The organism is Bradyrhizobium iriomotense (assembly GCF_018130765.1).
Lineage (GTDB): Bacteria > Pseudomonadota > Alphaproteobacteria > Rhizobiales > Xanthobacteraceae > Bradyrhizobium > Bradyrhizobium iriomotense_A.
Genome location: NZ_JAFCJZ010000006.1, coordinates 266,592 through 290,831, shown reverse-complemented (window position 1 = coordinate 290,831; position 24,240 = coordinate 266,592). Strand labels below are relative to the sequence as shown.

Genomic DNA, 24,240 nt, shown 5'->3' with positions numbered 1-24,240 from the left:
CAATCCCTGGGATCGAGCGGGTCGCGCGGCCGTTTCAGTACATCCGTGAAACGGCACTACAGAGTTCAAGCCAGCGAGAGGTTCTCCGCGCTGACCTTGCCTCGCATCTTGTCGGTCTTGGCCTCGAAGTTGACCTTCTGGCCCTCGGCGAGACCCGCAAGACCAGCCCGCTCGACCGCGCTGACGTGAACGAACACATCATTGCCGCCGTCGTCCGGCTGAATGAATCCAAAGCCCTTCTGGCCGTTAAACCACTTCACAGTACCTGTCGCCATTCTTCTTCTCCAAAGCGCAAAGACGCGCATTCCGCGTGAAGCTCACGCAGATCGATTCAATTCGTCGATGTCTCTGGAAAAGGAGCCCGCAGGCGCATTCAACAAGCACAGCGGCTGAACGAATAAAGCGACGCTATACCTCGCCATCGACATTAGCAAGGCTTGGGGCAGATTTAATCGCGCAGCTTCAGTGGAACCTTTGCAGGTTTGAGGATCCGAAGCCGAAACATCTCATGCGGCGGCGAGCGCGCCTGCGCGAACATCGATCCGACATCCGCGGTTAATTCGTATCACCTCAACCAACGCCCCGATCATGTTGGACCGGCATCATCGCAGGCTCTGCGCATATTCAAGACCAACAAGAAAGCGTCGCTGACCGCAGCACTTGTTGAAGGCTTGGACAGGAGCTTTCCGTCACCCGCTAATACCGCGCCCGTGGCACGATCCGCGCGAGCAGAGGCACGCGTGAGTGCCACAACATGCAATCGCGCGCCCGGGCCGTCTGGCCGGCCGCAAGTTCGGAAAGCTGCTCCCGCGAGAACACATGCCGTTCGCAGAAGAACGGTCGAAGGGGCGTGCGCGAGAAGAACTTGTAGAAAAGCGCGCAACGGTCGCGCGCGATCGCCGGACGTCCGCGATGGTAGTGGCTTGCGACATCCGCGAAGATCACGGTGCCGGCCACGCCGGTGCAGGTCGTCACGTCACCGGCGTCCAGCGTCGAGCCGAGCCTCTCCTCCAGCATTTCCTGCGTCAGGACGGGAAAGTTGGCGCCGTCGAGCGTGTCGCTGCCGGGAAAGGGACGGTGCAGGATTTCAAGCGGCCCGGTATCCTCATCGACATCGTGCAGGTAAACGATCACCTTGACCATCCGCCGATCCTCGACATCGCGATGCCATCTTCGGGCTGCGACCTGCCGGCCATCGGCCAGGGTATAGAAGAGATTCAGCGTGTCATATGCTGCAGGCAGGCCGAGATAGGTCTCAACGATGTTGAGGATGCGATCGTTGAGGGGCCAGCGGACGATATGCGGATGACGCATCAGATCCTCGGCGCCGACCTGCACGGTATATTCGCCGGCAAATTCGCCCGTTCCGGCACGGCGGGAATAAACATTCGCGATGCCCGTTGCCGATGCCCAGAGCGCGTCGGTGCCGGGCAGATCCAGCTTGTCGAGCGAGGTGATGTAGACGCCGTTCTTCTCCAGCCCGGCGACAATGTCCATGTCGAGCGGCGAGAGCCTCGGCAGGTGCGGCTTGTGAGATCCGCGCGCCTTTTCGTAGGCCTTGTTCAACTCTCGACTGACGGCCGGCATTCCGAGCAATCTCGAGGCGGTCTCCGCTGGCAGGCTGCGGACTCGGCGCAAGGCCCGGTAACGCAGCGTCGTCTGCTTCATGTCGCAATGTCCCCTGGTGCGATGGATTCGTAGCGCAGCCACGTCGCAAGGCGCGACCGGCGACTGACTCATGGCCGAGACTAGAGGCTAAAATCCGGCTCAAGTGTTTCGAAGTATATCGGCTCACACGCACGCTAATTGCACGGACGCTGCGAGCGCGTGCAGTCGCGGGCTCAAACTAAAAACTGAAAAAACAACCCGATGCACGGTAGCCACCCCCTTGGCATCAAAAGATATTTCTGATTTCGCGAAAATTACTTCGACCCGTCGGGCAAAACAGGGACATTATGTCATCATCGGAAACACGGCGCCGGAGCGTTTCGTGCCCTCTGGCGGAAGCCCGCCAGCACGGGCGGCTCGCTTCCTGCCTCAGCTATCGCTTGAGCTCTCTGATGAGGTTCGCCAGCCGCGGATCGTCAGGCCGGAGGCGCGTCAGTCGCTCGGCGTAACCAAGCGCCGCCGCGACGTCTCCCTTCTCCCTGCTGAAGCTCAAAGCGGCTGAAAGCAGCTCCAGATTGTTCGGATGTCCGCGCAGGCCCTGGTTCAGCACAGAAAGTGCATCGTCGCGCCGACCCATTCCGTTCAGTCCTACAGCATAGACGTAGGCGTACCGCATCTGGTCGGGGTCAAGAGAGGTCGCCCGACGCAGTTCGTCGAGGGCCTCCTCGCTGCGCTTCTGGCGCACGAGTGTCAGACCAAGCGCGTAGTGGAGTGATGCGTCCTGCGCCGACGTGGAGAGTGCCTCACGCAGGATTTTCTCCCCGTCACTGTCGCGTCCGAGCTGCCGGTACAGGTCGGACAGGTTGACGGCGGCCGCCGCAAACGAGGGATCGAGCCTGAGGGCGGCGCGGTATTCGGCCTCCGCCGCGCCGGGATTGGCCTGGCGCCGGAGGAAGTCGCCGAGCGCCGTTCGCGAATCCGGCCGATCAGCATTCAGCTTCTGCGCAGCAATGAATTCGGCGGCCGCCCGCATGAACCTGTCGCGATCGGCCGCTGGCTGGCGCGCTGGGGGCATGGCGGCCAGAAGTTCGGCGGCGCGAATGCGCACACCACGCACGGGATCGCCCAGCTGCGGCGAAGCGAGCGGCCAGAGCTGATCGGCCGGCACTCCTTCGAGCCGATCGAGCGCGCCGAGCCTCACGAGCGGATCGGAATCGGAAAGCCCATGCCGGATCAGATCGAGAACCGGTGCCGGAAGTTCCGCCAGCGCGCTGGCGCGGACGATACCGGGAACGTCAGCCGATTCAGCGATTGCGGCGAGCTGCGCTTGCGCGTCTGCAGCCTCGCCCCAGGCAGCATGAAACGCCCGCGCATAGATCTGATGGCCGCGCCGCTCCGGCCCGTACCAGCCCTCGATCTGATGCGCTGCCCAGGCCGCTGGCTTGTCGCGATGGCAGTCGTTGCACGCATTCGGTGCGCCCGTCTGCACCGAGAGATCGGGGCGCGGGACGCGGAAGCCGTGGTCGTGGCGGCGGTCGACGACCATGTAACGGCGTTCCGGCATGTGGCAGGATGGGCACCCCGGCGGCGGCGAGACATCGGCGTGATGCCGGTGCGCCACGGATTCATACTTTGCCGGCGCATGGCACTGGGCGCACACGCCATCGCCGGGCGCCCTCAACGCTGCACTGTGCGGGTCGTGGCAGTCGCTGCAGGTGACACCCTTGGCGAACATCTTGCTCTGCTTGAACGGTGCGTAATTGTAGATCTCCTCGTCGTCGCGCATCTGGCCGTCGGCATGAAAGCGCTGGCGGTCGAGCAACGATACGCGGTGCGTGTCTGAGAGCGGTCGGCCCGGTATCCAGTCTTCCGAAAGCTGCCCGCGGCGCGCGTGGCAGCGCCCGCAGGTCTCCACTTCCTTGCGCAGGGCCGGCGCTGGCGCGCTGCGTGCCGGCGTCAACGTGCCGGCAGAGGCGGACCAGGTGATGCCGGTGCGCTCGTCGAAGCGGACCAGCAGGCCGTTGTCGGCGGCACGCGCCACCGGCTTGCCGCGCGCCCAGGTGACGTGGCGCGAGCCTGCACCATGGCACGCCTCGCAGCCGACGCTGATCTCGGAAAAGGTGGTCGCGAACATGTCCCGGTCGGAATTGTAGCCTTTGTGCACATCAGTCGAATGGCACTCCGCACACATGAAATTCCAGTTCTGGTTCAATTTCGTCCAGTGCAGGGGATTGCTGCTGGTGATGGCGCTGTCCGGGTAAAGATGAAACCAGCGCTGACCGCCCTGCTCTTTCGGCCGCGTGTCCCAGGCGATGGACAGGGCCTGGACGCGGCCGTCCGGGAATTCGATCAGGTATTGCTGCAGAGGGTCGATGCCAAAGGTGTATTTCACCTCGAAGACGGCGAGCTTGCCGTCGGTCCCGTCGGTCTCGACCAGGAACTTTTTGTCCTTTCGGAAGAAGCGCGAACGCGTGCCGGCGTAGTCAAATGCTCTATCGTTGAAATCACCGCGCACAGTCTGGTCGGTCGCATGATCCATAGCATGGCGGTGCTGCGAGGTCCGCCAGAGTTTTGTCTCCGCTTCGTGGCATCCGGCGCAGGACTCGCTGCCGACGAAGGCCAATCCGGTGTGCGCGGGCGGTTCGAACGGAGCTTTCGACGTTTCCAACCAGAGCAGTCCCATGGTGGTCACGGCAACGAGTGCGCTCACGCCCACGATGCGACGCACAATGGTGCTCTTGAGGGCGGGCACGGAATGCGCCGCGGACTGCACCGGTTCGGGCGTTATCGCCTTGCGGAGCTTGCCGTCCTTGCGGTTCTTTCGCGAGCCTCGTGCCACGTCTGCTTACCGCTCCAGCCGCTCCGCCATCGGCTTACACGTGAAGGTCATTGTCGTGAAGCGCAATTCTGGTTTCGCGCGCCAGATCGACGAGGGCGACGCTGAACATCAGCATGGCCGCCATGAACAGGATCGCCACGCCGTATTCGTGTGCGACTTGCAGGAGCGCGCTGACGAATGCGACGAAGATGATGAGCGCCGTCAGGATCGCCGCCACGATGGAACAGAACAGTGATCGGTTCAGAAGCCTCGCTCTTTCCCGGAGCCGCGGCAAATCGGCTTTCAGGAACGCCTTCGCAGAGTCGCTTGCGGAAATGCCGTGAATGAACTGCGCGCGGTCGATCACCCGGTTGATCCGCGAGATCACGACCGAGATGAACGCAGCGACCGCGCCGAGCAGGAATGCGGGCGCCGCAACATTGGCGATGATGCGGCCGAGCTGGTCAATCGAGGGCGTGATCGGGATCAGTTCGGTTATGCTCTGCATGTCACCGCCGTTCGATGCCGGGCCGCACGCCTCGTCACCGCAGCGGCTCGACCTTGGCGGGCATGTCTGGCCAGCGGCTCACCCGATAGCTTGCATTGCTGCATCTAAGCACCCAGACCCCATGATCGGCCCTCGAGCGCGCGGCATCCTTGGTTGCGCCCAGCGGCTTGTCGCAAGTAAACCCCTGCGAGCGGATTTGTGCGGCAAGCATGCCCTGAAGCGTCTCCGCCACGCCCTGCGCTGAAATGCGGCCGACGGCCAAGACGTCGACCAGTGCGAGCATTGCAATGAAGATCCAACGACCGTTCTTCATGAGCTTCTCCGATCCCGCATCGCGTTCATTTGGCCGGCGGGAAGCCGATTGGCCCCCCGCCGGTCTCGCGCCGAGCTATTGGCGGGCACACTCCTGGACGAACTTGACGCGGTCCACCATACCAAGGCCCTTCGCCTCGGCCTGCTTGCGGCAGGCTTCGCGTTTGTCGATCCGTAACTGGATCTTGTCGACGAGGCTCAGGCCGACCGTGCCGACTTGCGGTTCGCTCGAAGCCGTCTTTCCGTCGTCCGCCGACGGACCGTCGCCGGCCGCTCGGGCCGCCTCCTGCAGGCGCTTGACGTCGTCCGGGCTCAGCTTGGGTCGGTCGATGTCCAGCGTGAGCTTGTTGATCTTGCCGGTGAAGGCGAACGGAGCCTGATAGTCGTTGTCGTCCACCGGTGTACCGGTGTCGGATCCGATATCGAATGCCTCGTCCCATTGCAGGATGAACGGCAGCGTGTGCTCCATCTTCTCGGTGGCTACCACCTTGCCGTCGACCTTGAGTGTCCCGGTGCCGCCTTGGCCGATGCCGGTATAGTTGCCGAACACCATGGTGCCCGCTCCAAGACCATCGTACTTGAAGTCAAACTCGATGAGGTGCTTGCCCGGTGTGAGTTCCGGCCCCTCCCAACGCACGCGCTTGAGGTCGACGAGGTTCCAGGTGAACACCGGCTTGTTCTTCAGGACATAGAGGCCATAGCCGCCGAAACGGCCGCCTTGCGTCACCAGCATGCCTTCGGCGCCGCCATCGGGAATGTCGACGTCGACCTTGAAGTTGTAGGAGGAGTTAAGCAGGCTCGGCGCGTCACCATTTGGCGTGCCTGTCATCGGCCGCGTCCAGACGAAGTTTGTCCGACCAGCACTCAGGCTTGGACGTGGCGTGATGAGCCGGGTCACCACCGACGAATCCAGCGGCAGCACCTGGTATTTCTCCGCTTCCTTCCAGAACAGGTCCTGGAGCTCCTTCAGCTTGGCCGGATTCTTGGCCGCAACATCCTCGTACTGCGTCCAGTCGTTGCGCAAATCGTACAGTTCCCAAGGATAGTCGCCGGGAGCCGGCAGCTTGGCGACCGTCACCCACGGCGGCCGCAGCACCTTGGTGCTGGCGATCCAGCCGTCACTATAGATCGCGCGGTCCGCAAACATCTCGAAATACTGCGTCGTGTGCGTCGAAGGCGCATTCGCGTTCTTGGCATCGAACGTGTACATCATGCTGACGCCCTCGATCGGGCTCTGCTTGATACCGTCGACGAATTCCGGCTGCTTGATCTTCGCAGCCTCGAGAATCGTCGGCACTACGTCGATGACGTGATGGAACTGACTGCGGATGCCCCCCTTGTCCTTGATCACGTCCGGCCAGGAGATCGCCATGCCCTGGCGCGTGCCGCCGAAGTGCGAGACGATCTGCTTGGTCCAGGAGAACGGCGTGTCGAACGCCCAGGCCCAGCCGATCGACATGTGGTTGTAGGTGCGGTCGGTGCCCCAGACGTCGTAGAAATATTTGAGCTGTTCCTCGACCGACGGGTTGATCTGGTTGAACATCGCCACTTCGTTCGGCGTGCCGTTGGGTTGCCCCTCCGCGCTCGTCCCGTTGTCGCCCTCGATATAGATGATGAGCGTGTTGTCGAGCTTGCCCATATCCTGGATGGACTGGATCACGCGGCCGATTTCGTTGTCCGCGTATGCGGCATAGGCGGCGAATACGTCCGCCTGGCGGATGAACAGCTTCTTCTCATCGGCCGAAAGCTGATCCCATTCCTTGATCAGGTCTTTCGGCCATGGGGTCAGCTTGGCATTCTGCGGAATGACACCGAGCTTCTTCTGGTTCTCGAAGATCGTCTCGCGCAGCTTGTTCCAACCCTGGTCGAACAGGTGCATGTCGCCGATCTTCTTGGCCCACTCCGGCGTCGGGTGATGCGGGGCATGGGTTGCGCCGGGCGCGAATTTCACGAAGAACGGCGTATCCGGCGACAGCGCGTTCATGCGATTGACATAGTCAATGGCCTCGTCAGCCATGGCCGTCACCAGATTCCAGCCGGGCTTTCCTTCATAGGGATAGATCGGCGTGGTGTTGCGCACGAGATTTCCGGGCTCCCATTGGTTGGTGTCGCCGCCCATGAAGCCGTAGAAATATTCAAAGCCCATGCCGGTCGGCCACTGGTCGAACGGGCCAGCCTGGCTCGATTGATACTCCGGCGTGTTGTGGTTCTTGCCGAACCAGGCGGTGTGATAGCCGTTATCGGTCAGGATGCGGCCGATCGTGGCCTTGTCCTTGGTGATGATGCTGTCGTAGCCGGGATATCCGGTCGCCTGCTCGGCGATCACGCCATAGCCCACCGAATGATGATTGCGCCCGGTGATGAGCGCCGCGCGCGTCGGCGAGCACAGCGCCGTCGAATGGAAATTGGTGTAGCGCAATCCGCTTTGCGCGATGCGGTCGAGCGCCGGCGTCGGGATGACGCCTCCGAATGTGCTGGGGACGCCGTAGCCGGCGTCGTCGGTGATAATCAGCAGCACGTTCGGTGCGCCCTTGGGCGGGACCACGCGCGAGGGCCAGAAAGGTGTCGAATTGCGCGCGTCGCGTTCGATCTTGCCGCCGAATTTCTGCGGCGGCGGCGGCAGCTGATTGCCGGGAATGGTGATGGTCGCGGCGGGCGAGCCCGGCGGTGCCGCTTGTTGGGCTTGCTGTGCGGATGCTGGAGCTGAAAACGCAAGGGTCAGTGAAAATGCGACAAGATGAAAGGACCGGGCAGAGCTCATGGCAATTCCTCCCTTCAAATGAGGCGCCATCATTTTCCGGCGACCAGAAAAAGGCTTGATATGGATCAAGAGATCAAGATGGCGGATCAGACACGTAGAAGTTGCAGGCGGGGGAGCGGCGCTTTTCCGTAAATTCCCGGGACATTATCTCCATCGCGCCGGTATCGCGTCGCCGTATTGTTGTTCTCTTGCTACACCTGATTGCAAAATATTCCCGGAACACCGGCAACTATGGCAAGCACGGCCGGCTAGGTCATATGATCCGCAACGTATCAGGCGCTCCCACTGAGCGAAGCTCGTGGTTCGGGAGGGGTCACCATGCGATTGACGAAAGCGTTTGCCGCTCTTGCATTTGCGGCCGTGGCATCAATACCGACCCAGACCTTGGCCGACGAAAGCGGCATCAGCTTCTGGATTCCGGGCCTATACGGCAGCCTTGCTGCCACACCCCAGCAACCGGGCTGGACAGCCGCTGCGATCTACTATCACACCTCGGTGTCCGCCGGCGGTGACGTGGCGCGGGCGCGCGAAATTCAGATCGGACGTATCCCTGCGAACCTGACGGCCACGTTGAACGCGAACGTCAATGCGAACGTGGATCTCGGCCTCTTGAACGCAACCTACGTCTTCGCAACGCCGGTGCTGGGCGGTCAGGCCTCGGCCACCCTGATGGGAATCTACGGTGCAAACACAACTTCGCTGAACGGATTGGTGACGGGAACACTCTCGACGCCGCTGGGCTCGATTCCCTTTCCGCCGCGCTTCGATTCGATCAGCGATTCCGTGACCGCCTTTGGCGACTTGATCCCGCAATTCTCGCTGCGCTGGAATTCCGGTGTTAACAACTACATGACATACATCACGGGCGATATTCCGGTCGGGGCTTACCAGTCGACCCGGCTCGCCAATATCGGGCTTGGGCATGGCGCGATCGACGCGGGCGGCGGCTATACCTATTTCAATCCGCAGACCGGACATGAGCTGTCCGGCGTGCTCGGCTTCACCTACAATTTCAAGAACACCGATACGCAGTATCAAAGTGGCGTGGACATGCACTTCGACTGGGGCGCGTCCCAGTTCCTGAGCAAGCAGGTGCAGGTGGGTCTCGTCGGCTATGTCTACCAGCAGCTCGGCTGCGACAGCGGATCCGGCGATCGCGTCGGCTGCTTCCGCTCGCGGGTGGCCGGGATCGGCCCGCAGATCGGATTCATCTTCCCGATCGGCGACAAACAGGGCTACCTCAACTTCAAGGGCTACAAGGAATTTGCCGGCGAAAACCGGCCCGAGGGCTGGAATGCGTGGGTGACGTTCGTGATTTCGCCGGCGGCGCCGCCGCCTGCAGTGACACCGACGAAGCACGTCATCACGAAGTGACGTCATGAACGATGGCAAGGGCGACGCCTGAACCGACGAGGCGCACGGAACAGCCTGACGCTCCCGACAATAAGCAAAAAGATCGAGATGCCGTGTCGGATCGGCAGTATCCGGGTCGTCCTCGTGACATGAATGGGCAGTAGACGCCAAGATCGGGCCCATCAATCATTGAGGATAACAACCATGCCCAGCACCGTTCGCCTGCACCGCGTTCTCGCAACCAGCCCGGAGAAAGTCTATCGCGCCTTCCTCGAGGCGGATGCGATGGCGAAATGGCTGCCGCCGAACGGCTTCACCTGCACGGTGCATCATTTCGAGCCGAAGGTCGGCGGCACGTTCAAGATGTCGTTCCGGAATTTTACGACGGGCAACAGCCACGCCTTCGGCGGCGAATATCTCGAGCTCGTCCCCGGCGAACGCCTGCGCTACACCGACAGGTTCGACGATCCCAATCTGCCGGGCGAAATCCAGGTCACCGTGATGCTGAAGAAGGTCTCGGTCGGCACCGAAGTGGACATTACGCAGGCCGGCATCCCCGACGTCATCCCGCCGGAGGCTTGTTACCTCGGCTGGCAGGAGTCGCTGCGGAATCTCGCCCGACTCGTCGAGCCTGAGATCAATCAGTAACGCATCAGAATGAGCAAGGAGGCGGGCGGCTAAGCGCCCGCCTTCGGCGCGAGCCCGCCGCTTGCGGTCCAGCGGTCCGGGTTGGGACTGTGTCCGATCAAGGCCAGGCCATAGGCGATCGACTCGAACTGGTCGCCCGACATCAGGCGTTCGTTGCCGAACCGGTCGGCGAACAGTTTTCGGACAGCGGGCACGAAGGAGGTGCCGCCGGTCAAAAACACCTTCTCCACCTCACGCGCGGCGATGCCGGCCTCGCCGAGCACCTTGTCGACTGTCGCACCCAGCCGGGCGATATCGTCGGCGATCCAGGCTTCGAAATTCTTGCGGGTGATGATCGCGCCGATGTCGACGCCGCCGCCCTTGAAACGGAAGTCCGTCTGGTCCTGCCCCGACAGCGCGACCTTGGCGTCGGACACCGCGCGGTAGAGCGAGAAGCCGAGGTCGAGGTCGACGATGGTGATGAAATCCTCGAGCAGTTCCGGCTTCAGCGCGGTGCGCGCCAGTTCGCGGAGCTCGCGCAGATCGCCGTTGCTCTTCATCATCGCGAGCTGATGCCAGCGCGCGAGGTTGGTGTAGTGGCCGCTCGGGACCGGCAGCACCTTGTCGAACGAGCGGAAGCTGGAGCCCTTGCCGAGCCGCGGCGAGACGACGTGGTCGACGATGCGATAGTCGAACGTGTCGCCGGCAATGCCGATGCCGGCATGTCCAAGCGGCTCGGCGCGAAGCGTGCCGCCCGCGCGGGAAAACCGCATCACCGAGAAGTCGCTGGTGCCGCCGCCGAAATCCGCAACCAGCACGGTGGCATCGCGCTCGAGCCTGCGGGCGAAGGAGAACGCCGCCCCCACGGGCTCGTAGACATAGCGCGCGTGGCTAGCACCCAAGCGCTCGAACGCGGCCCGATAGCGCTGCATCGCCAGCGCCTCGTCGGGATTGCCGCCGGCAAAGCGCACCGGGCGGCCGACCGTGATGCTGGAGGTCTCGAAGCCGAACTTCTCGCCACCATGGCGCGCCAGCGTGCGCAGGAACGCAGCCAGAATGTCCTCGAACTTGAAACGCTGCCGGAAGACCTGGGTGGTGTTGAAGCTGCTGCTTGCCGCAAAAGTCTTGAACGATTGCAGGAAGCGGTAGACGTGGCGCCCTTCGAGGAACTGCTCGATCGCCCACGGCCCGCCTTCGGCCTGGGCGCCGGCGCCCGGCCGGTCCTCCCAGAAGCACAGCGCCGACACATACGTGCTGTGGCGCTGGCCGCCGTGGTCAAAACGGATGGCCTCGACCCGGAGGTCGTCCGCCGCAAGCGCTATGACCGTATTGCTGGTCCCAAAATCGATGCCGATCGAGACGGCGGGCGAGGCGCTCGACATGAACCACTCTGACAGTTGATTGGAAAAGGGGGCAGACCACTAACGGCTTTGACCGGCCCTGCCAAGGCCTGAATGCTGCAGTGCGGTCGAAATTCGCCCCCCACCGGGCCCCGCCTTGTGTCGAGCGGACAGGGTTATCCTCCTGCTATCCTGCTCTTGGAGGCCGGAATCCCTGTTTCGATGTCCATACCTGCAATTTTAAGCCCGGAACGGCCCCTTTAACGGAGCATTATGCTGCAATGCGGCAGAGCGCATGCTGCTATGCACTGGCATGCATGGACATTGGCATCTGGTATACATAAATTGCCTTTCGAAATGAGACAGCAACACTGACCGTCTCAAGAAAGGAAATTCCGATGTCCAAGACCGCTACCGTCGCTCTCGCCCCCTCCACCTCGCTGTTCACCCGCTTCCTGGCCGCGGTCGACCGCTTCCTGATGGCGAGCGCCGAGATCTCCAATCACAACGGCGACCTGCCCCGCTTCGGCCTTTGAGAGGGCCTTCCACGCGCAGCCGCAACGGCGCGCCGGTGGACACACGTTTCGAGGACCGTAGGTCCGATCAAATGGCCCCGCATGTCGGGGCCATTTTCTTTTTGAGCCCTCACCTCGCTCGCGAACACAACTGCGACGATTGGTCCGCCGACATGACCCTTTGATCTAATTGTTTGTCCGCTGGCATCTCGCATACCATTCGGGAACCAAGAACAATTGCACAAATTGAAGGTGCAAGACGGGAACAGGAAGGACCGAGGGCGAAGCGCGATTGCCGTGATCCTTCGGCGGAACCTTAGTCGAAAGGAGCGGATGCCGGGCCCTGTCCCCTGCTCATAAAGTGCTGGCCGGGACTGCAACGGGAGATCGACCAACAAGGTGACCCCGAGCATCTGAATCGAGATGGGCTGACGCAAGCCGCCAGAGAGCGGCTGCGTTCGAGGTTCGACAGGGAGAGAAACAAAATGAAGCCATTCGTTCTGAATGTCGCTTTGGCGGCAATCGCAATGTCGTGCGCCAATAGCGTTGCAAGCCGTGCGGCCTGGGAGCCAGTCCGTCCGGTCGAGTTCATCGTGCCCGCAGGCACCGGCGGCGGTGCCGACCAGATGGCACGCACCATCCAGGGCATCGTCACCAAGCACAATCTCATGAAGCAGCCGCTGGTCGTTATCAACAAGGCCGGCGGCGCAGGCGGCGAAGGCTTCCTCGACGTGAAGACGTCGTCGGGCAATCCGCACAAGATCATCATCACGCTGTCGAACCTGTTCACGACGCCGCTGGCGACGGGTATTCCGTTCAACTGGAAAGATCTCAGCCCGGTCGCGATGCTGGCGCTCGATGAATTCGTGCTCTGGGTCAACGCCGAGAAGCCGTACAACAGCGTCAAGGACTACGTCGACGCTGCGAAGAAGGCGCCGAGCGGTTCGTTCAAGATGGGTGGCACCGGCTCGAAGCAGGAAGACCAGATCATCACGGTCGGCATCGAGAAGGTGATCGACGCGAAATTCACCTACATCCCCTACAAGGGCGGCGGCGAAGTCGCGGTTCAGCTCGTCGGCAATCACGTCGATTCAACCGTCAACAATCCGATCGAGGCGGTCGCGCAATGGCGCGGCGGCAAGCTTCGTCCGCTCTGCGTCTTCGACGCCCAGCCGATGGCCTATGACGAGCCGATCGCCGACGGCAAGGCCTGGAAGGATATTCCGACCTGCAAGTCGCAGGGCCTCGCGATGGAATATCTCATGCTGCGCGGCATCTTCATGTCGCCCAAGGCCACGAAGGACCAGATCGAATATTACGTCGAACTGTTCAAGAAGGTCCGCGCCACCCCGGAGTGGCAGGAATTCATGAAGAGCGGCGCCTTCAACACGACCTTCCTGACTGGAGCCGACTACGCCAAGTGGATCGAGGCGGAGGAGAAGCGCCACGAGGTCCTGATGAAGGAAGCCGGATTCCTCGCATCGGGGAACTGAGCCACGAGATCGACGACGGCGGAGGACGCTCGCCGTCCTCCCGCCGGCCGCGACCGCAGAAGACTTGCGATTCCGCCTGGAGGTCCCATGACTGAACGATCCGGCTCCGAATCTGGCCCGGCACACAGGACCGTGGAAATCGGCATCGCGCTTCTGATCGGCGTCTTCGGGCTGGTCGTGATCTTCGGTAGCCTGAAAGCCGGCATCAACTGGGGCGCGGAAGGCCCGCGTGCCGGCTTCTTCCCCTTCTATGTCGGCGCCGTCATCGTCGCCGCGAGCGCCATCAACCTCTGGCATACGCAACGCGGCAATGACGGCCGGCTGTTCGCGGAATGGGGACAGCTTCGCCAGGTCATGAGCGTCGTCGTGCCCACCGGGATCTATGTCGGCTCGATGCCGTTCGCCGGCCTCTACGTCGCCTCGATGGTGTTCATCGCCTGGTTCATGCGCTGGCTCGGCGGCTATCGCTGGCTGACGGTCGTCGCGGTGGCGGTCGGCATGCCGGTCGTGACCTATCTGGTTTTCGAGCGCTGGTTCCTGGTCCCGCTTCCCAAGGGGCCGCTCGAGGAATGGCTCGGTCTGTAAGAACTACGCATTCATTCAATTGCTGCTGCAGGACGTATTGATATGGAAGAGTTGGTCAATCTGTTTCACGGCTTCGCGGTCGCCCTGCAGCCCTACAACATGATGCTGATGATCATCGGCATCACGCTCGGGGTCATCATCGGCGTGCTGCCTGGGCTTGGCGGCGCCAATGGCGTGGCGATCCTGCTGCCCCTCACCTTCAGCATGCCGCCGACATCGGCGATCATCATGCTGTCCTGCATTTATTGGGGCGCGTTGTTCGGCGGCGCCATCACCTCGATCCTGTTCAACATCCCCGGCGAGCCATGGTCCGTGGCGACCACCTTCGACGGCTATCCCATGGCGCAACAGGGCAGACCCGGCGAAGCCCTGACGGCGGCCTTCACCTCCTCCTTCGTGGGCGCGCTGTTTGCCGTCATCATGATCACGCTCGTCGCGCCCCTGGTCGCAGGCTTCGCGTTGCGATTTGGCCCGGCGGAAAAGTTCGCGGTCTACTTCCTCGCCTTCTGCAGCTTCGTCGGCCTCAGCAAGGAGCCGCCGTTCAAGACCATCGCGGCCATGATGATGGGCTTCGCGCTCGCAGCGGTCGGGCTGGATTCCATCACGGGACAGTTGCGGCTGACCTTCGGGGTTACCGAGTTGCTCAACGGCTTCGACTTCCTGATCGCCGTGATCGGCCTGTTCGGGATCGGCGAGATCCTGCTGACCATGGAGGAAGGGCTGGCGTTTCGCGGCGGCAATGCCAGCATCAACCTCCGCGTCGTGCTTCAGACCTGGCGCGGGCTGCCCGCCTACTGGATGACCTCACTGCGCTCCTGCCTGATCGGCTGCTGGATGGGCGTCACGCCCGCCGGCGCAACGCCGGCGTCCTTCATGAGCTACGGCATCGCCAAGCGGCTGGCGCGGCGCGGCAACAATTTCGGCAAGGGTGAGATCGAAGGCGTGATCGCGCCGGAGACGGCCGCGCACGCCGCCGGCACCTCGGCGCTGCTGCCGATGCTGTCGCTTGGCGTGCCCGGCTCGCCGACGGCTGCCGTGCTGCTTGGCGGATTGTTGATCTGGGGCCTGCAGCCCGGCCCGATGCTGTTCGTCGAACAGAAGGAATTCGTCTGGGGCCTGATCGCGTCGATGTATCTCGGCAATCTCGCCGGCCTCATCGTCGTGCTCACCTGCGTGCCGATCTTCGCCGCGATCCTGCGCGTGCCCTTCGGCATCATCGCCCCGCTGATCCTGGTGCTCTGCGCGATCGGCGCCTACTCGGTCCACAACAGCACCTTCGACGTGATGCTGATGCTGGTGTTCGGCGTGCTCGGCTATCTCCTGAAGAAGTGCAACTACCCGCTCGCACCGCTGGTGCTCGCCATCGTGCTCGGCGACAAGGCGGAGGAAGCGTTCCGGCAATCGCTGCTGGGATCCCAGGGCTCGCTCGGCGTGTTCTTCTCCAACGGCCTCGTCAGCACGATCATGGCGCTCGGCTTGGTCGCCCTGTTCTGGTCCGCGATCCAGGAAGGCTACAGCCGGCTGCGCACGTCGCTGGCGTGAAGCGTGGCCGGCATGATGCGCGCCGCTGGTCGCGTCAAATTCGCCGCACCCCGCACTTCTGGAATAAAGAATTCCAGGAATCGTGCGGTCATCTGACGACGCGCATCCATGCAAGCGGAGCTGCGAACCCCGACATTCGCAAGCTGTAAGTCGAGCGTGAATCGACTTCCCACAGCCTGTTTGCGGCTCGCGGCAACCGCCGATATATCTCACAAATTCAATAACTTGCGTGGATACGATCGCTGCAACCGCGGTCACGCTGCAACGATTGGGGCTTTACAATTCCGCGGCCAAAGCGCATGTGCACTGATCCCGCGATATTTCGCCGCACCCTCCAGTCCTTCGCTTGAATCTTGGCATAATGAATACCAGGATGCGGGCAGCGCATGCATAAAAATGATCGGCGCGTTCGGGAGGGTTTTTTATGACGGACATGGTGCAGTCGGCTGCGGCTCCTAGTGCCGCCCGCGTAAGCGATGCCTATCGCTGGGCTCAATTGGCGATCGGTGTGGCGGCGATGGTGATGATCGCCAATTATCAATATGGCTGGACGTTCTTCGTCCCCGACATCCAGAAGAAGTTCGGCTGGGATCGCGCTTCGATCCAGTGGGCGTTCACGCTGTTCGTGCTGTTCGAGACATGGCTCGTGCCCGTCGAGGGATGGTTCGTCGACAAATACGGTCCGCGCATCGTGGTTCTCGTCGGCGGCGTGCTCTGCGCCATCGGCTGGGCGATCAACGCACAGGCCACCTCGCTCAACGGCTACTACCTCGGCATGATCATCGCAGGCATCGGCGCCGGTGGCGTCTACGGCACCTGCGTCGGCAATGCGCTGAAGTGGTTTCCGGACAAGCGCGGCCTTGCCGCCGGCATCACCGCCGCGGGCTTCGGTGCGGGCTCCGCGCTCACCGTCGCGCCGATCCAGGCCATGATCAAGGACAGTGGCTTCCAGACCACCTTCCTTTATTTCGGCCTCGGACAGGGCATCATCATCTGCATCCTCGCCTTCTTCCTGCTCGCGCCGAAAGCGGGCCAGGTGCCGAGCGTGGTGGCGAATGCCAATATCATCCAGACCCGGCGCAACTATCAGCCGACCGAAGTGCTGCGCCAGCCGATCTTCTGGCTGATGTACTTCATGTTCGTGATCGTCGGCGCGGGTGGACTGATGGTCACCGCGAACCTGAAGCCGATCGCGGTTGACTGGAAGGTCGACAGCGTGCCGGTGACGCTGATGGCGGTGACGATGACCGCGGTGACCTTCGCAGCGACGATCGACCGCGTGCTCAACGGCCTGACGCGTCCGTTCTTCGGCTGGATCTCCGACATGATCGGCCGCGAGAACACGATGTTCCTCGCCTTCGGCATGGAAGGCTTCGGCATCTGGATGCTCTACCTCTGGGGCCAAGATCCGGTCTGGTTCGTGCTGCTCTCCGGCTTCGTGTTCTTCGCCTGGGGCGAGATCTACTCGCTGTTCCCCTCGACCTGTACTGACACGTTCGGCGCCAAGTTCGCGACCACCAATGCCGGCCTGCTCTACACCGCGAAGGGCACTGCCGCGCTGCTCGTCCCGGTCGCAAACCTGATGCAGCAGTCATCGGGCACCTGGGACAGCGTGTTCATCATCGCGGCTGGCGCCAACATCCTGGCTTCGCTGCTGGCGATCGCGGTGCTGAAACCCTGGCGCAAGGTCGTGGTCGCGAAATCGACCCTCTGACACGCCCCAACAGCTGCTCCAAACACGACGCCCGGCCTCACGGCCGGGCGTTTTTCGTTTTGGGCAGGCTTTCGGCATTCCGTAAAATCCGAAGGGAACTCGCAATTTCTTGGGCGGGGAGCCAAGTTGGGACTTGCATTCTGGAATATGGTATACCAATCTCCCCGCCGCGCTTGCGACGATAAGCCACAATACTTGCGACACTGGGTCATCTTGCAATCCCAAGTCGCAATCAATCAGGCGCGTTGGGAGGTTTCTTGATGATTTCCAGCACGGACGGCGCCGTCACGGCCGCGCCTCTTCGCACCGGTTTCCGTTGGCTCCAGCTCGTCATGGGCATCGTCTGCATGGCGATGATCGCCAACCTGCAATATGGCTGGACGCTGTTCGTCGATCCGATCGATGCCGCGCACCATTGGGGACGCGCCGCGATCCAGCTCGCCTTCACCATCTTCGTCGTCACCGAGACCTGGCTGGTGCCGGTCGAGGCCTGGTTCGTCGACAAATACGGCCCGCGCATCGTCATCATGTTCGGCGGCGTGATGATCGCGCTGTCGTGGGTGCTCAACTCCTACGCCGACTCGCTCACCCTGCTCTACGCGGCCGCGATCGTCGGCGGCATGGGCGCGGGCGCCGTGTACGGCACCTGCGTCGGCAACGCGCTGAAATGGTTTCCCGACCGCCGCGGCCTTGCCGCCGGCGCGACCGCCGCGGGCTTCGGCGCGGGCGCTGCGCTCACCATCGTCCCGATCGCGACCATGATCGCATCGAGCGGCTACCAGCAGGCGTTCCTCACCTTCGGCATCGGCCAGGGCCTGATCGTGTTCGTGCTCGCCTTCTTCATCCAGCCGCCGCGGATCTCGATCCCGCCGAGGAAGAAGCAGCTCAATCTGCCGCAGACCAAGATCGACTTCACCCCGCCGCAAGTGCTGCGGACCCCTATTTTCTGGGTGATGTACCTCGTCTTCGTCATGGTCGCCTCCGGCGGCCTGATGACCGCGGCGCAGATCGGCCCGATCGCGCACGACTACAAGATCGCCGACACGCCGGTGACGCTCGCAGGCTTCCAGATGGCGGCGCTGACCTTCGCGATCTCGCTCGACCGCATCTTCGACGGTTTCGGACGCCCCTTCTTCGGCTGGGTCTCCGACACGATCGGCCGCGAGCCCACCATGTTCATCGCCTTCGGCACCGCCGCTGTGATGCTCCTGGCGCTGTCGGCCTATGGCCAAAATCCAATCGTGTTCGTGCTCGCGACCGCGGTGTATTTCGGCGTGTTCGGCGAGATCTACTCGCTGTTCCCCGCGACCTGCGGCGACACCTTCGGCTCGAAGTTCGCGACGACCAACAACGGCATGCTCTACACCGCCAAGGGCACCGCCTCCCTGCTCGTCCCGCTCGCAAGCGTGATCTCGGCAACGTATGGCTGGAAGGCCGTGTTCGTGGTCGCGGTGGCGCTGAACGCAACGGCCGCGCTGATGGCGCTGTTCGTGATCAAGCCGCTGCGCCGCTCCTTCATCCTCGGCAAGGAAGCCGAGAGCGCCGACACGGCGACCGGCAGCGCCAAGACCGAGACGGCGTAAGCCACCACACCACGGCTTTCAAAGAAGGGGCGCAGCGATGCGCCCCTTTCTTTTTGGCCCGACGACAAACGTCAGGATTGCTGCCGCAAGATTTTTCGGATCAGCCAAATCCAGCGCTTGACGATTGGCATTATGTATACCACACTTCCTCCTGTCATTCACCCAGGGAGGTCGCAATGCTGGTCGGAGACATTCTGCGCAAGAAGACGCCGCGCGTTGTCACGGTGCGAATGAACGAAACGGTGGGTATTGCCGCCAAGCTGATGCGCGCCAACAATATCAGCGCGCTGGTGGTCAAGGACGTGGTCCGCTCCGAGGGCAACACCGCGGTCGGCATGTTCACCGAGCGCGACGTGGTGCGCGCCGTCGCCGAGCACGGCACCAATGCCATCAACGTCAAGGTCTCGCAGCTCGTGTCGGTGCAGCAGCTCGTCTCCTGCACCTCCTCGGACACGATCGAGCACGTTCGCCATCTGATGAACCGGCATCACATCCGTCACCTGCCGGTGATCGACGATTACAGCCTCGTCTCCGTCATCAGCATGCGCGACATCGCCGCTGCGATGGACGAGGCGATCAACGGCACGCCGCAAGCGGCAGCCTAAAGCATGATCCGGACCCGGAGGGCCGCGTTAGCGCAAAGTGCGTCGCGGTTTTCCGACAAGATCATGCTCAAACAATAAACTAAAGCGCATCGCGCTTTAGAGCGGCAACTCTTCCCCTGCGACTGCCGGCCCCGGCTCGGATCCTTCCGAGCCGGACCGGATCTTTCGTCCCAAATTCCGGTCTCTGCTCGCGAGGATTACATGAAGATCTGCATCTACGGCGCCGGCGCGATCGGCGGATATCTCGGGGTTCAGCTCGCGCGCGCGGGCGCCGACGTCAGCCTGGTCGCGCGCGGCGCGCATCTCGCGGCGATGCGCGAGCGCGGCCTGACGCTGCTCGCGGGCGGGGAGACGCACACCGTGCATCCGCGCTGCACCGATAATCCCGCCGAGCTCGGCGTGCAGGACTACATCATCATCACGCTGAAGGCGCATTCGATCACCGGGGTGATCGAGAAGATGCAGCCGCTGCTCGGGCCGCACACCCGCATCGTCACCGCCGTCAACGGCATCCCCTATTGGTACTTCTACAAGCATGGCGGCCAATACGAGAACTCGACGCTGGAGAGCATCGACCCCGGCGGACGGCAATGGCGCGAGATCGGCGCCGAGCGCGCCATCGGCTGCATCGTCTATCCCGCCACGGAGATCGAGGCGCCCGGCGTGATCCGCCACGTCTACGGCAACAATTTTCCGCTCGGCGAGCCCTCGGGCGAGATCACGTCCGACGTGCAGCGCCTCGCGGACCTGTTCGTTGCCGCCGGCTTGAAGGCCCCGGTGCTCGACCGCATCCGCGACGAGATCTGGCTAAAACTCTGGGGCAATGTCTGCTTCAATCCGATCAGCGCACTGACCCACGCCACGCTCGACGTGATCTGCACCGATCCCGCCACGCGCGCGCTGTCGCGCGCGATCATGGTGGAGACGCAAGGCATCGCCGAGACGTTCGGGGTCAAATTCCGCGTCGACGTCGAGCGCCGCATCGAGGGCGCCCGCAAGGTCGGCGCGCACAAGACCTCGATGCTGCAGGATCTCGAGCGCGGCCGCCCGATGGAGATCGACCCGCTCGTCACCGTGGTGCAGGAGATGGGCCGCCTCACCGGCATCGCGACGCCCGCACTGGATTCGGTGCTTGCGATGGTGACCCAGCGCGCCCGCATCGCCGGCCTCTATGACGGCGTCTCCACGCCATCCGATCCGCGCGCATTGGCGGTGGCGTGATGACGGGCGAGATCAAGCGCTGGCTGCGCTTCCGCCATGCCGGCACGACCGGCTTCGGCACGCTGACATCTTCCGGCATCAGCGTGCACGAGGGCGAGATGTTCGGCCGCAATGTCGCGACCGGCAAGACACTGGCGCTGTCGGAGGTCGAGCTGCTGGCGCCCTGCGTCCCCAGCAAGATCGTCGCGCTCTGGAATAACTTCCACGCGCTCGCGGCCAAGCTGAACCAGCCCGAGCCGCCGGAGCCGCTGTATCTGCTGAAGGCCACCACTAGCATCACGACGCCGGGCGCAGTGATCCGCCGCCCCTCCTATTACGACGGCAAGACCACCTATGAGGGCGAGCTCGGCATCGTCATCGGCAAAACCTGTGCCCGCGTGGCGCCTGCGGAAGCCGACAGCTTCATCTTCGGCTACACCTGCGTCAACGACATCACCGCCAACGACATCCTGACCAGCGACCCGACTTTCCCGCAATGGGCGCGCGCCAAGGGTATCGACGATTACGGCCCCTTCGGCCCCGTGATCGCGACCGGCCTCGATCCGGCGAAGCTCGTGGTCCGCACCATCCTCAACGGCGCCGAGCGGCAGAACTATCCGATCTCGGACATGATCTTCACCGCGCAGGAGCTGGTGAGCAGGATCTCCCACGACATGACCCTGCTCCCAGGCGACCTCATCGCCGTCGGCACCTCGGTCGGCGTCGGCGTGATGAAGGAGCCGGTGAATAGTGTGACCGTCGCAATCGACGGCATCGGCGAGCTCACCAACGAGTTTCGGTTGTAAACTCTATCTCGGTCATTCCGGGGCGGCGCAAAGCGCCGAGCCCGGAATCCATCAAGCGTCAGAGACTGGAGATATATGGATTCCGGGCTCGCGCTGCGCGCGCCCCGGAATGACGACCGAGGGGCTCGGGAAAACCCGGCAATTCCCACAACGCTCTCCAGCAATCAGCGGACGCGCGCGACGGTGGATCACGCGCTCCGCAAGCGCCGCGCCCCTTGATCTCGGTTCCGCTCTCCAATAGCAATCATGGCGAAAATGTGTGCCGGCGTGAGGAATTCACGATGTGGCTGTTTTTCCTGGTTGCCTGGTTTGTCCTGCTCGCCGCCATCGCGATCCTCGCCCAGCAGGCGTTCGGTTACGACGTCGGTCACCTGCCCGCCTGGTTCGCGGCCCTGTCCGTGCCGCAGCGCATGGCGGCCGGCGCGATCCCGGCTGCAGGCCTGGCGCTGATCGGCGCAAGCGCCTGGCGGCTCTCGCGCCAGGACCGGCGCCTCGACACGCTGCGCGACCGCCTGAAGAAGACCCGGGAAGACGTCGTCGTCGCCCACGCCCTGCAAAACCACCTCGACGCCACCGTCCAGCACCTGATCGAGAGCGATCCACGGGAAGCCGTCTCCGCCCTTCACGACAAGCTCGGCGAGACCGAGCAGCGCGCGCTGCTCCAGCAGGGCCGCAACGAAGCCACCGACATGCACGACCAGCTCGCCGAGATCCGCCGCCGCCAGCAGGCGCTGCGCGAGATGGTCGGCAAGATCGCCGATCAACGCCGCGCGGTCGAGCCCGTCTTCACCGAGATCCGCGACCGCCAGAACCAGCTCGAACGTTCCTTGCACGACCTCGAGACCGACGATCGCAAGAACAACCTCGCCGACCGTCTGAAGGACATCGCGCGCGACGTCTCGACGCTGCTGACGCGGGTGAGCGCGGTCCAGGACACGTTCGCAACGCTCAACCAGTACAAGGAGGATCTGGCGAAATCCCATGCCGAGCTGGCGCCGCTGCGATCAAGCGACGCGGGCATCAATGCCCTGATCGGCGAGCTCAGCCTCAGCCATGACCGCCTCGAAAAGAGCATCGACGAGCTCGAGACCGGCGGCGAAGCGCCGCTCGGCAGCCGCGTCGAAACGCTATCGAAGAACAAGATCGAGATCGAGCAGCGCCTCGCCCGCATCGACGACAGCGCCAACATCCTCAAAGCCATCGGCCTCGACTTCGAGGAGCTCGGCCAGCGCCGGGGCCAGCTCGAACGCGCGATCGCGGAGGTCGAGACCGATCCCGACGGCAGGAGCCTCATCGAGCGCCAGAATGCGCTGAACGATTTCGTCCTGCAGTCGCGCCAGCGCCTCGGCGCGTTGCAGGAGACGCTGGCGACGCTGAACGCCTTCAAGACCGAGCTGTCGAAATCGCAGGCCGACCTCGTCCCGCTGAAGGCTCCGGTGTTCGGCATCGAGGCGATGATCGCGGAGGTCAGCACCACCCGCGACCTCCTCGCCAAAACCGTCGGCGAGATCGAGGCGAACGCCGGCGTCACCCTCGACTCACGCGTCGACGCGCTCACCAAGAGCAAGCGCGAGGTCGAAGACCGCCTCGCCCGCGTCTTCGACAATTTCAACGCGCTCGATGCCTTGCGCAAGGACATCGGCGGCATCTTCGCGACGATCCGGAACAGTTTGAACCGGATCGGGTGAGCACGGCTGCTGTAGCCCGGATGAGCGATAGCGACATCCGGGACGCGTGCTGCCACAAACACCCCGGATATCGCTCCGCTCATCCGGGCTACGACACCGCCGATGGCGCACCGAAACATCCAGACACATCACATCTGCGCGCGCCCGATCAATGCCGCCAACATGTCCCGCGCGCGCCGCAACTTGGACGCATTCGGCCGCCCTTCTGTGAGGCGTGTCTGGGGGCACGGCAATGCCGTGTTTGGACCAAACCTTCTAGGGGTATGACTGTGAAGAAGATTGTATTTGTTCTCGGTGCCACGCTTGCTCTGGTGACGGCCGCCAATGCCGCGGACCTGCCGCGCCGGCAGCCCGTGCCGGTCTATCCGGCCGAGCAGGCCCCGATTGGCAAGATGCCGATTGGCAAGAGCCCGGTTGGCAAGGCCCCGATCGGCAAGGCTCCCGGTCCGGTCGCGGCGCGCTACTGACGCGCAGACTAGCGTAGGCGGCCGACAGTCGGGGGGGCATAGCGTGACGAACAAAGCTGATCGATCGGGATCCTGCATCCTCGCGGGGCTCGCCCTTGCGGCAATGATCGCATGCACGACGCCCACGGCCTCGGCCCACGAAGCGAACAAGCGCGTTGCCGATGCCAACGCGCTTGCGACGACCGAGACCGCACCGCGACCTCAGCCGCAAGCAACGCGGCGTCCGGTCGCGCGCGCTGAGAAAGGCCCCTACTACGTCGACTTCCGCGCCCGGACGGCGGCGAGCTGGGGCCATGCCTTCGTCTGGTACGGCAAGACCAGCGAGAAGGCGGTCGAGGTCGCGGGCCTGACGCCAGCCGGCGAGACGCTCGCTTACGTGCTCGGCCACATCACCTTTGTGCCCTCCGAGACCGGTGCGAGCTACGGCGACCTCGATCCGGAATATCTGACCGCGAGCTATCGCGTCTATCTCAACGAAGCCGACGCCAAGCGCGTGTTCGCCTACATCAAGAAACTGCAGGCGAACTCGCCGGTCTGGAATGCCGAGACCGCCAACTGCACCGGCTTCATCGGCGACATCGCCGAGTTCATGGGCCTGGAGGTCCCCAACCGCTGGCAACGCCCGGAAAAGTTCGTCAACCGCCTCAAGGAAATGAACGGCGGCCGGCAAATGGTGCGGCTGTCGGCGGAGTAGCTCCGCCGTCATTGCGAGCGC

Annotated in this window: 21 protein-coding genes; 14 read left to right on the top strand and 7 right to left on the bottom strand. The window is 63.2% G+C overall.

Features of this window, described 5'->3' with window-relative positions:
- Positions 1-65 precede the first annotated feature (65 nt).
- From JQ635_RS14085 to JQ635_RS14060, 6 genes are all read right to left on the bottom strand, one after another.
- Entirely contained in the window at positions 66-275 is a 210-nt protein-coding gene (locus JQ635_RS14085; protein ID WP_211410461.1) for a cold-shock protein, read from the bottom strand.
- Positions 276-696: 421 nt separating this feature from the next.
- The gene (locus JQ635_RS14080) at positions 697-1,668 is read right to left on the bottom strand and encodes a hypothetical protein (RefSeq protein ID WP_211410460.1); all 972 of its coding nucleotides are present in this window, start codon (positions 1,666-1,668) and stop codon (positions 697-699) included.
- A 373-nt stretch (positions 1,669-2,041) separates the two neighbouring features.
- Positions 2,042-4,447, bottom strand: coding sequence for a tetratricopeptide repeat protein (locus JQ635_RS14075; protein WP_211410459.1), 2,406 nt, complete (start codon positions 4,445-4,447; stop codon positions 2,042-2,044).
- 34 nt (positions 4,448-4,481) lie between these two features.
- Entirely contained in the window at positions 4,482-4,934 is a 453-nt protein-coding gene (locus JQ635_RS14070) for a DUF2721 domain-containing protein (RefSeq protein ID WP_211410458.1), read from the bottom strand.
- 34 nt (positions 4,935-4,968) lie between these two features.
- Positions 4,969-5,247 carry a hypothetical protein gene (locus JQ635_RS14065; protein ID WP_211410457.1) on the bottom strand — a complete coding sequence of 93 codons (279 nt, stop codon included), beginning with the start codon at positions 5,245-5,247 and terminating at the stop codon, positions 4,969-4,971.
- Positions 5,248-5,322: 75 nt separating this feature from the next.
- Positions 5,323-8,007: an arylsulfatase gene (locus tag JQ635_RS14060; protein ID WP_211410456.1), complete on the bottom strand. Its 2,685-nt coding sequence runs from the start codon at positions 8,005-8,007 to the stop codon at positions 5,323-5,325.
- Between the two features lie 318 nt (positions 8,008-8,325).
- On the opposite strand from JQ635_RS14060, the gene JQ635_RS14055 reads away from it, so the two are divergent.
- Together JQ635_RS14055 and JQ635_RS14050 are read left to right on the top strand one after the other, a co-directional pair.
- Positions 8,326-9,381 (top strand): transporter, encoded by a 1,056-nt coding sequence (locus tag JQ635_RS14055; RefSeq protein WP_246583522.1) that lies wholly within the window; start codon positions 8,326-8,328, stop codon positions 9,379-9,381.
- Positions 9,382-9,564: 183 nt separating this feature from the next.
- Positions 9,565-10,008 (top strand): SRPBCC family protein, encoded by a 444-nt coding sequence (locus JQ635_RS14050; protein ID WP_211410455.1) that lies wholly within the window; start codon positions 9,565-9,567, stop codon positions 10,006-10,008.
- Positions 10,009-10,037: 29 nt separating this feature from the next.
- Here the strand turns inward: JQ635_RS14050 and JQ635_RS14045 are convergent, their stop codons facing one another.
- Positions 10,038-11,369: an Hsp70 family protein gene (locus tag JQ635_RS14045; RefSeq protein WP_211410454.1), complete on the bottom strand. Its 1,332-nt coding sequence runs from the start codon at positions 11,367-11,369 to the stop codon at positions 10,038-10,040.
- A 356-nt stretch (positions 11,370-11,725) separates the two neighbouring features.
- Here JQ635_RS14045 and JQ635_RS14040 point away from each other — a divergent pair, with 356 nt between their 5' ends.
- The 12 genes from JQ635_RS14040 to JQ635_RS13985 all read left to right on the top strand — a co-directional run bounded on the left by JQ635_RS14040 (position 11,726) and on the right by JQ635_RS13985 (position 24,219).
- Entirely contained in the window at positions 11,726-11,863 is a 138-nt protein-coding gene (locus tag JQ635_RS14040; RefSeq protein WP_211410453.1) for a hypothetical protein, read from the top strand.
- Between the two features lie 464 nt (positions 11,864-12,327).
- A complete protein-coding gene (locus JQ635_RS14035) occupies positions 12,328-13,335 on the top strand; it encodes a Bug family tripartite tricarboxylate transporter substrate binding protein (RefSeq protein ID WP_211410452.1) in 1,008 nt (335 codons plus the stop codon).
- A gap of 87 nt (positions 13,336-13,422) precedes the next feature.
- Positions 13,423-13,920 (top strand): tripartite tricarboxylate transporter TctB family protein, encoded by a 498-nt coding sequence (locus JQ635_RS14030; RefSeq protein WP_211410451.1) that lies wholly within the window; start codon positions 13,423-13,425, stop codon positions 13,918-13,920.
- A gap of 42 nt (positions 13,921-13,962) precedes the next feature.
- Complete coding sequence (locus JQ635_RS14025) at positions 13,963-15,462, top strand: tripartite tricarboxylate transporter permease (RefSeq protein WP_211410450.1); 1,500 nt, start codon at positions 13,963-13,965, stop codon at positions 15,460-15,462.
- A 424-nt stretch (positions 15,463-15,886) separates the two neighbouring features.
- Entirely contained in the window at positions 15,887-17,176 is a 1,290-nt protein-coding gene (gene oxlT, locus JQ635_RS14020; protein WP_211410449.1) for an oxalate/formate MFS antiporter, read from the top strand.
- A 260-nt stretch (positions 17,177-17,436) separates the two neighbouring features.
- Positions 17,437-18,759 (top strand): oxalate/formate MFS antiporter, encoded by a 1,323-nt coding sequence (gene oxlT, locus JQ635_RS14015; RefSeq protein WP_211410448.1) that lies wholly within the window; start codon positions 17,437-17,439, stop codon positions 18,757-18,759.
- 176 nt (positions 18,760-18,935) lie between these two features.
- Complete coding sequence (locus tag JQ635_RS14010; protein WP_211410447.1) at positions 18,936-19,364, top strand: CBS domain-containing protein; 429 nt, start codon at positions 18,936-18,938, stop codon at positions 19,362-19,364.
- A 201-nt stretch (positions 19,365-19,565) separates the two neighbouring features.
- Positions 19,566-20,585: a 2-dehydropantoate 2-reductase gene (locus JQ635_RS14005; protein WP_211410446.1), complete on the top strand. Its 1,020-nt coding sequence runs from the start codon at positions 19,566-19,568 to the stop codon at positions 20,583-20,585.
- The gene (locus JQ635_RS14000; RefSeq protein ID WP_211410445.1) at positions 20,585-21,370 is read left to right on the top strand and encodes a fumarylacetoacetate hydrolase family protein; all 786 of its coding nucleotides are present in this window, start codon (positions 20,585-20,587) and stop codon (positions 21,368-21,370) included. Before JQ635_RS14005 ends, JQ635_RS14000 begins: the two co-directional genes overlap by 1 nt.
- Positions 21,371-21,651: 281 nt before the next feature.
- Positions 21,652-23,058, top strand: coding sequence for a hypothetical protein (locus tag JQ635_RS13995; protein WP_211410444.1), 1,407 nt, complete (start codon positions 21,652-21,654; stop codon positions 23,056-23,058).
- Positions 23,059-23,321: 263 nt separating this feature from the next.
- Positions 23,322-23,525 (top strand): hypothetical protein, encoded by a 204-nt coding sequence (locus JQ635_RS13990; protein WP_018647766.1) that lies wholly within the window; start codon positions 23,322-23,324, stop codon positions 23,523-23,525.
- Between the two features lie 43 nt (positions 23,526-23,568).
- Complete coding sequence (locus tag JQ635_RS13985) at positions 23,569-24,219, top strand: hypothetical protein (RefSeq protein WP_211410443.1); 651 nt, start codon at positions 23,569-23,571, stop codon at positions 24,217-24,219.
- The last annotated feature ends 21 nt before the right edge of the window (positions 24,220-24,240 follow it).

Coding starts and splice junctions, on each gene's coding strand:
- JQ635_RS14030 (WP_211410451.1), top strand. CDS start 13,423: ATGACTGAACGATCCGGCTCCGAATCTGGCCCGGCACACAGGACCGTG.
- JQ635_RS14040 (WP_211410453.1), top strand. CDS start 11,726: ATGTCCAAGACCGCTACCGTCGCTCTCGCCCCCTCCACCTCGCTGTTC.
- JQ635_RS14085 (WP_211410461.1), bottom strand. CDS start 275: ATGGCGACAGGTACTGTGAAGTGGTTTAACGGCCAGAAGGGCTTTGGA.
- JQ635_RS14055 (WP_246583522.1), top strand. CDS start 8,326: ATGCGATTGACGAAAGCGTTTGCCGCTCTTGCATTTGCGGCCGTGGCA.
- JQ635_RS14060 (WP_211410456.1), bottom strand. CDS start 8,007: ATGAGCTCTGCCCGGTCCTTTCATCTTGTCGCATTTTCACTGACCCTT.
- oxlT (WP_211410449.1), top strand. CDS start 15,887: ATGACGGACATGGTGCAGTCGGCTGCGGCTCCTAGTGCCGCCCGCGTA.
- JQ635_RS14045 (WP_211410454.1), bottom strand. CDS start 11,369: ATGTCGAGCGCCTCGCCCGCCGTCTCGATCGGCATCGATTTTGGGACC.
- JQ635_RS14010 (WP_211410447.1), top strand. CDS start 18,936: ATGCTGGTCGGAGACATTCTGCGCAAGAAGACGCCGCGCGTTGTCACG.
- JQ635_RS14070 (WP_211410458.1), bottom strand. CDS start 4,934: ATGCAGAGCATAACCGAACTGATCCCGATCACGCCCTCGATTGACCAG.
- JQ635_RS14065 (WP_211410457.1), bottom strand. CDS start 5,247: ATGAAGAACGGTCGTTGGATCTTCATTGCAATGCTCGCACTGGTCGAC.
- JQ635_RS14000 (WP_211410445.1), top strand. CDS start 20,585: ATGACGGGCGAGATCAAGCGCTGGCTGCGCTTCCGCCATGCCGGCACG.
- oxlT (WP_211410448.1), top strand. CDS start 17,437: ATGATTTCCAGCACGGACGGCGCCGTCACGGCCGCGCCTCTTCGCACC.
- JQ635_RS14050 (WP_211410455.1), top strand. CDS start 9,565: ATGCCCAGCACCGTTCGCCTGCACCGCGTTCTCGCAACCAGCCCGGAG.
- JQ635_RS14005 (WP_211410446.1), top strand. CDS start 19,566: ATGAAGATCTGCATCTACGGCGCCGGCGCGATCGGCGGATATCTCGGG.
- JQ635_RS13990 (WP_018647766.1), top strand. CDS start 23,322: ATGACTGTGAAGAAGATTGTATTTGTTCTCGGTGCCACGCTTGCTCTG.
- JQ635_RS14035 (WP_211410452.1), top strand. CDS start 12,328: ATGAAGCCATTCGTTCTGAATGTCGCTTTGGCGGCAATCGCAATGTCG.
- JQ635_RS14080 (WP_211410460.1), bottom strand. CDS start 1,668: ATGAAGCAGACGACGCTGCGTTACCGGGCCTTGCGCCGAGTCCGCAGC.
- JQ635_RS14025 (WP_211410450.1), top strand. CDS start 13,963: ATGGAAGAGTTGGTCAATCTGTTTCACGGCTTCGCGGTCGCCCTGCAG.
- JQ635_RS13995 (WP_211410444.1), top strand. CDS start 21,652: ATGTGGCTGTTTTTCCTGGTTGCCTGGTTTGTCCTGCTCGCCGCCATC.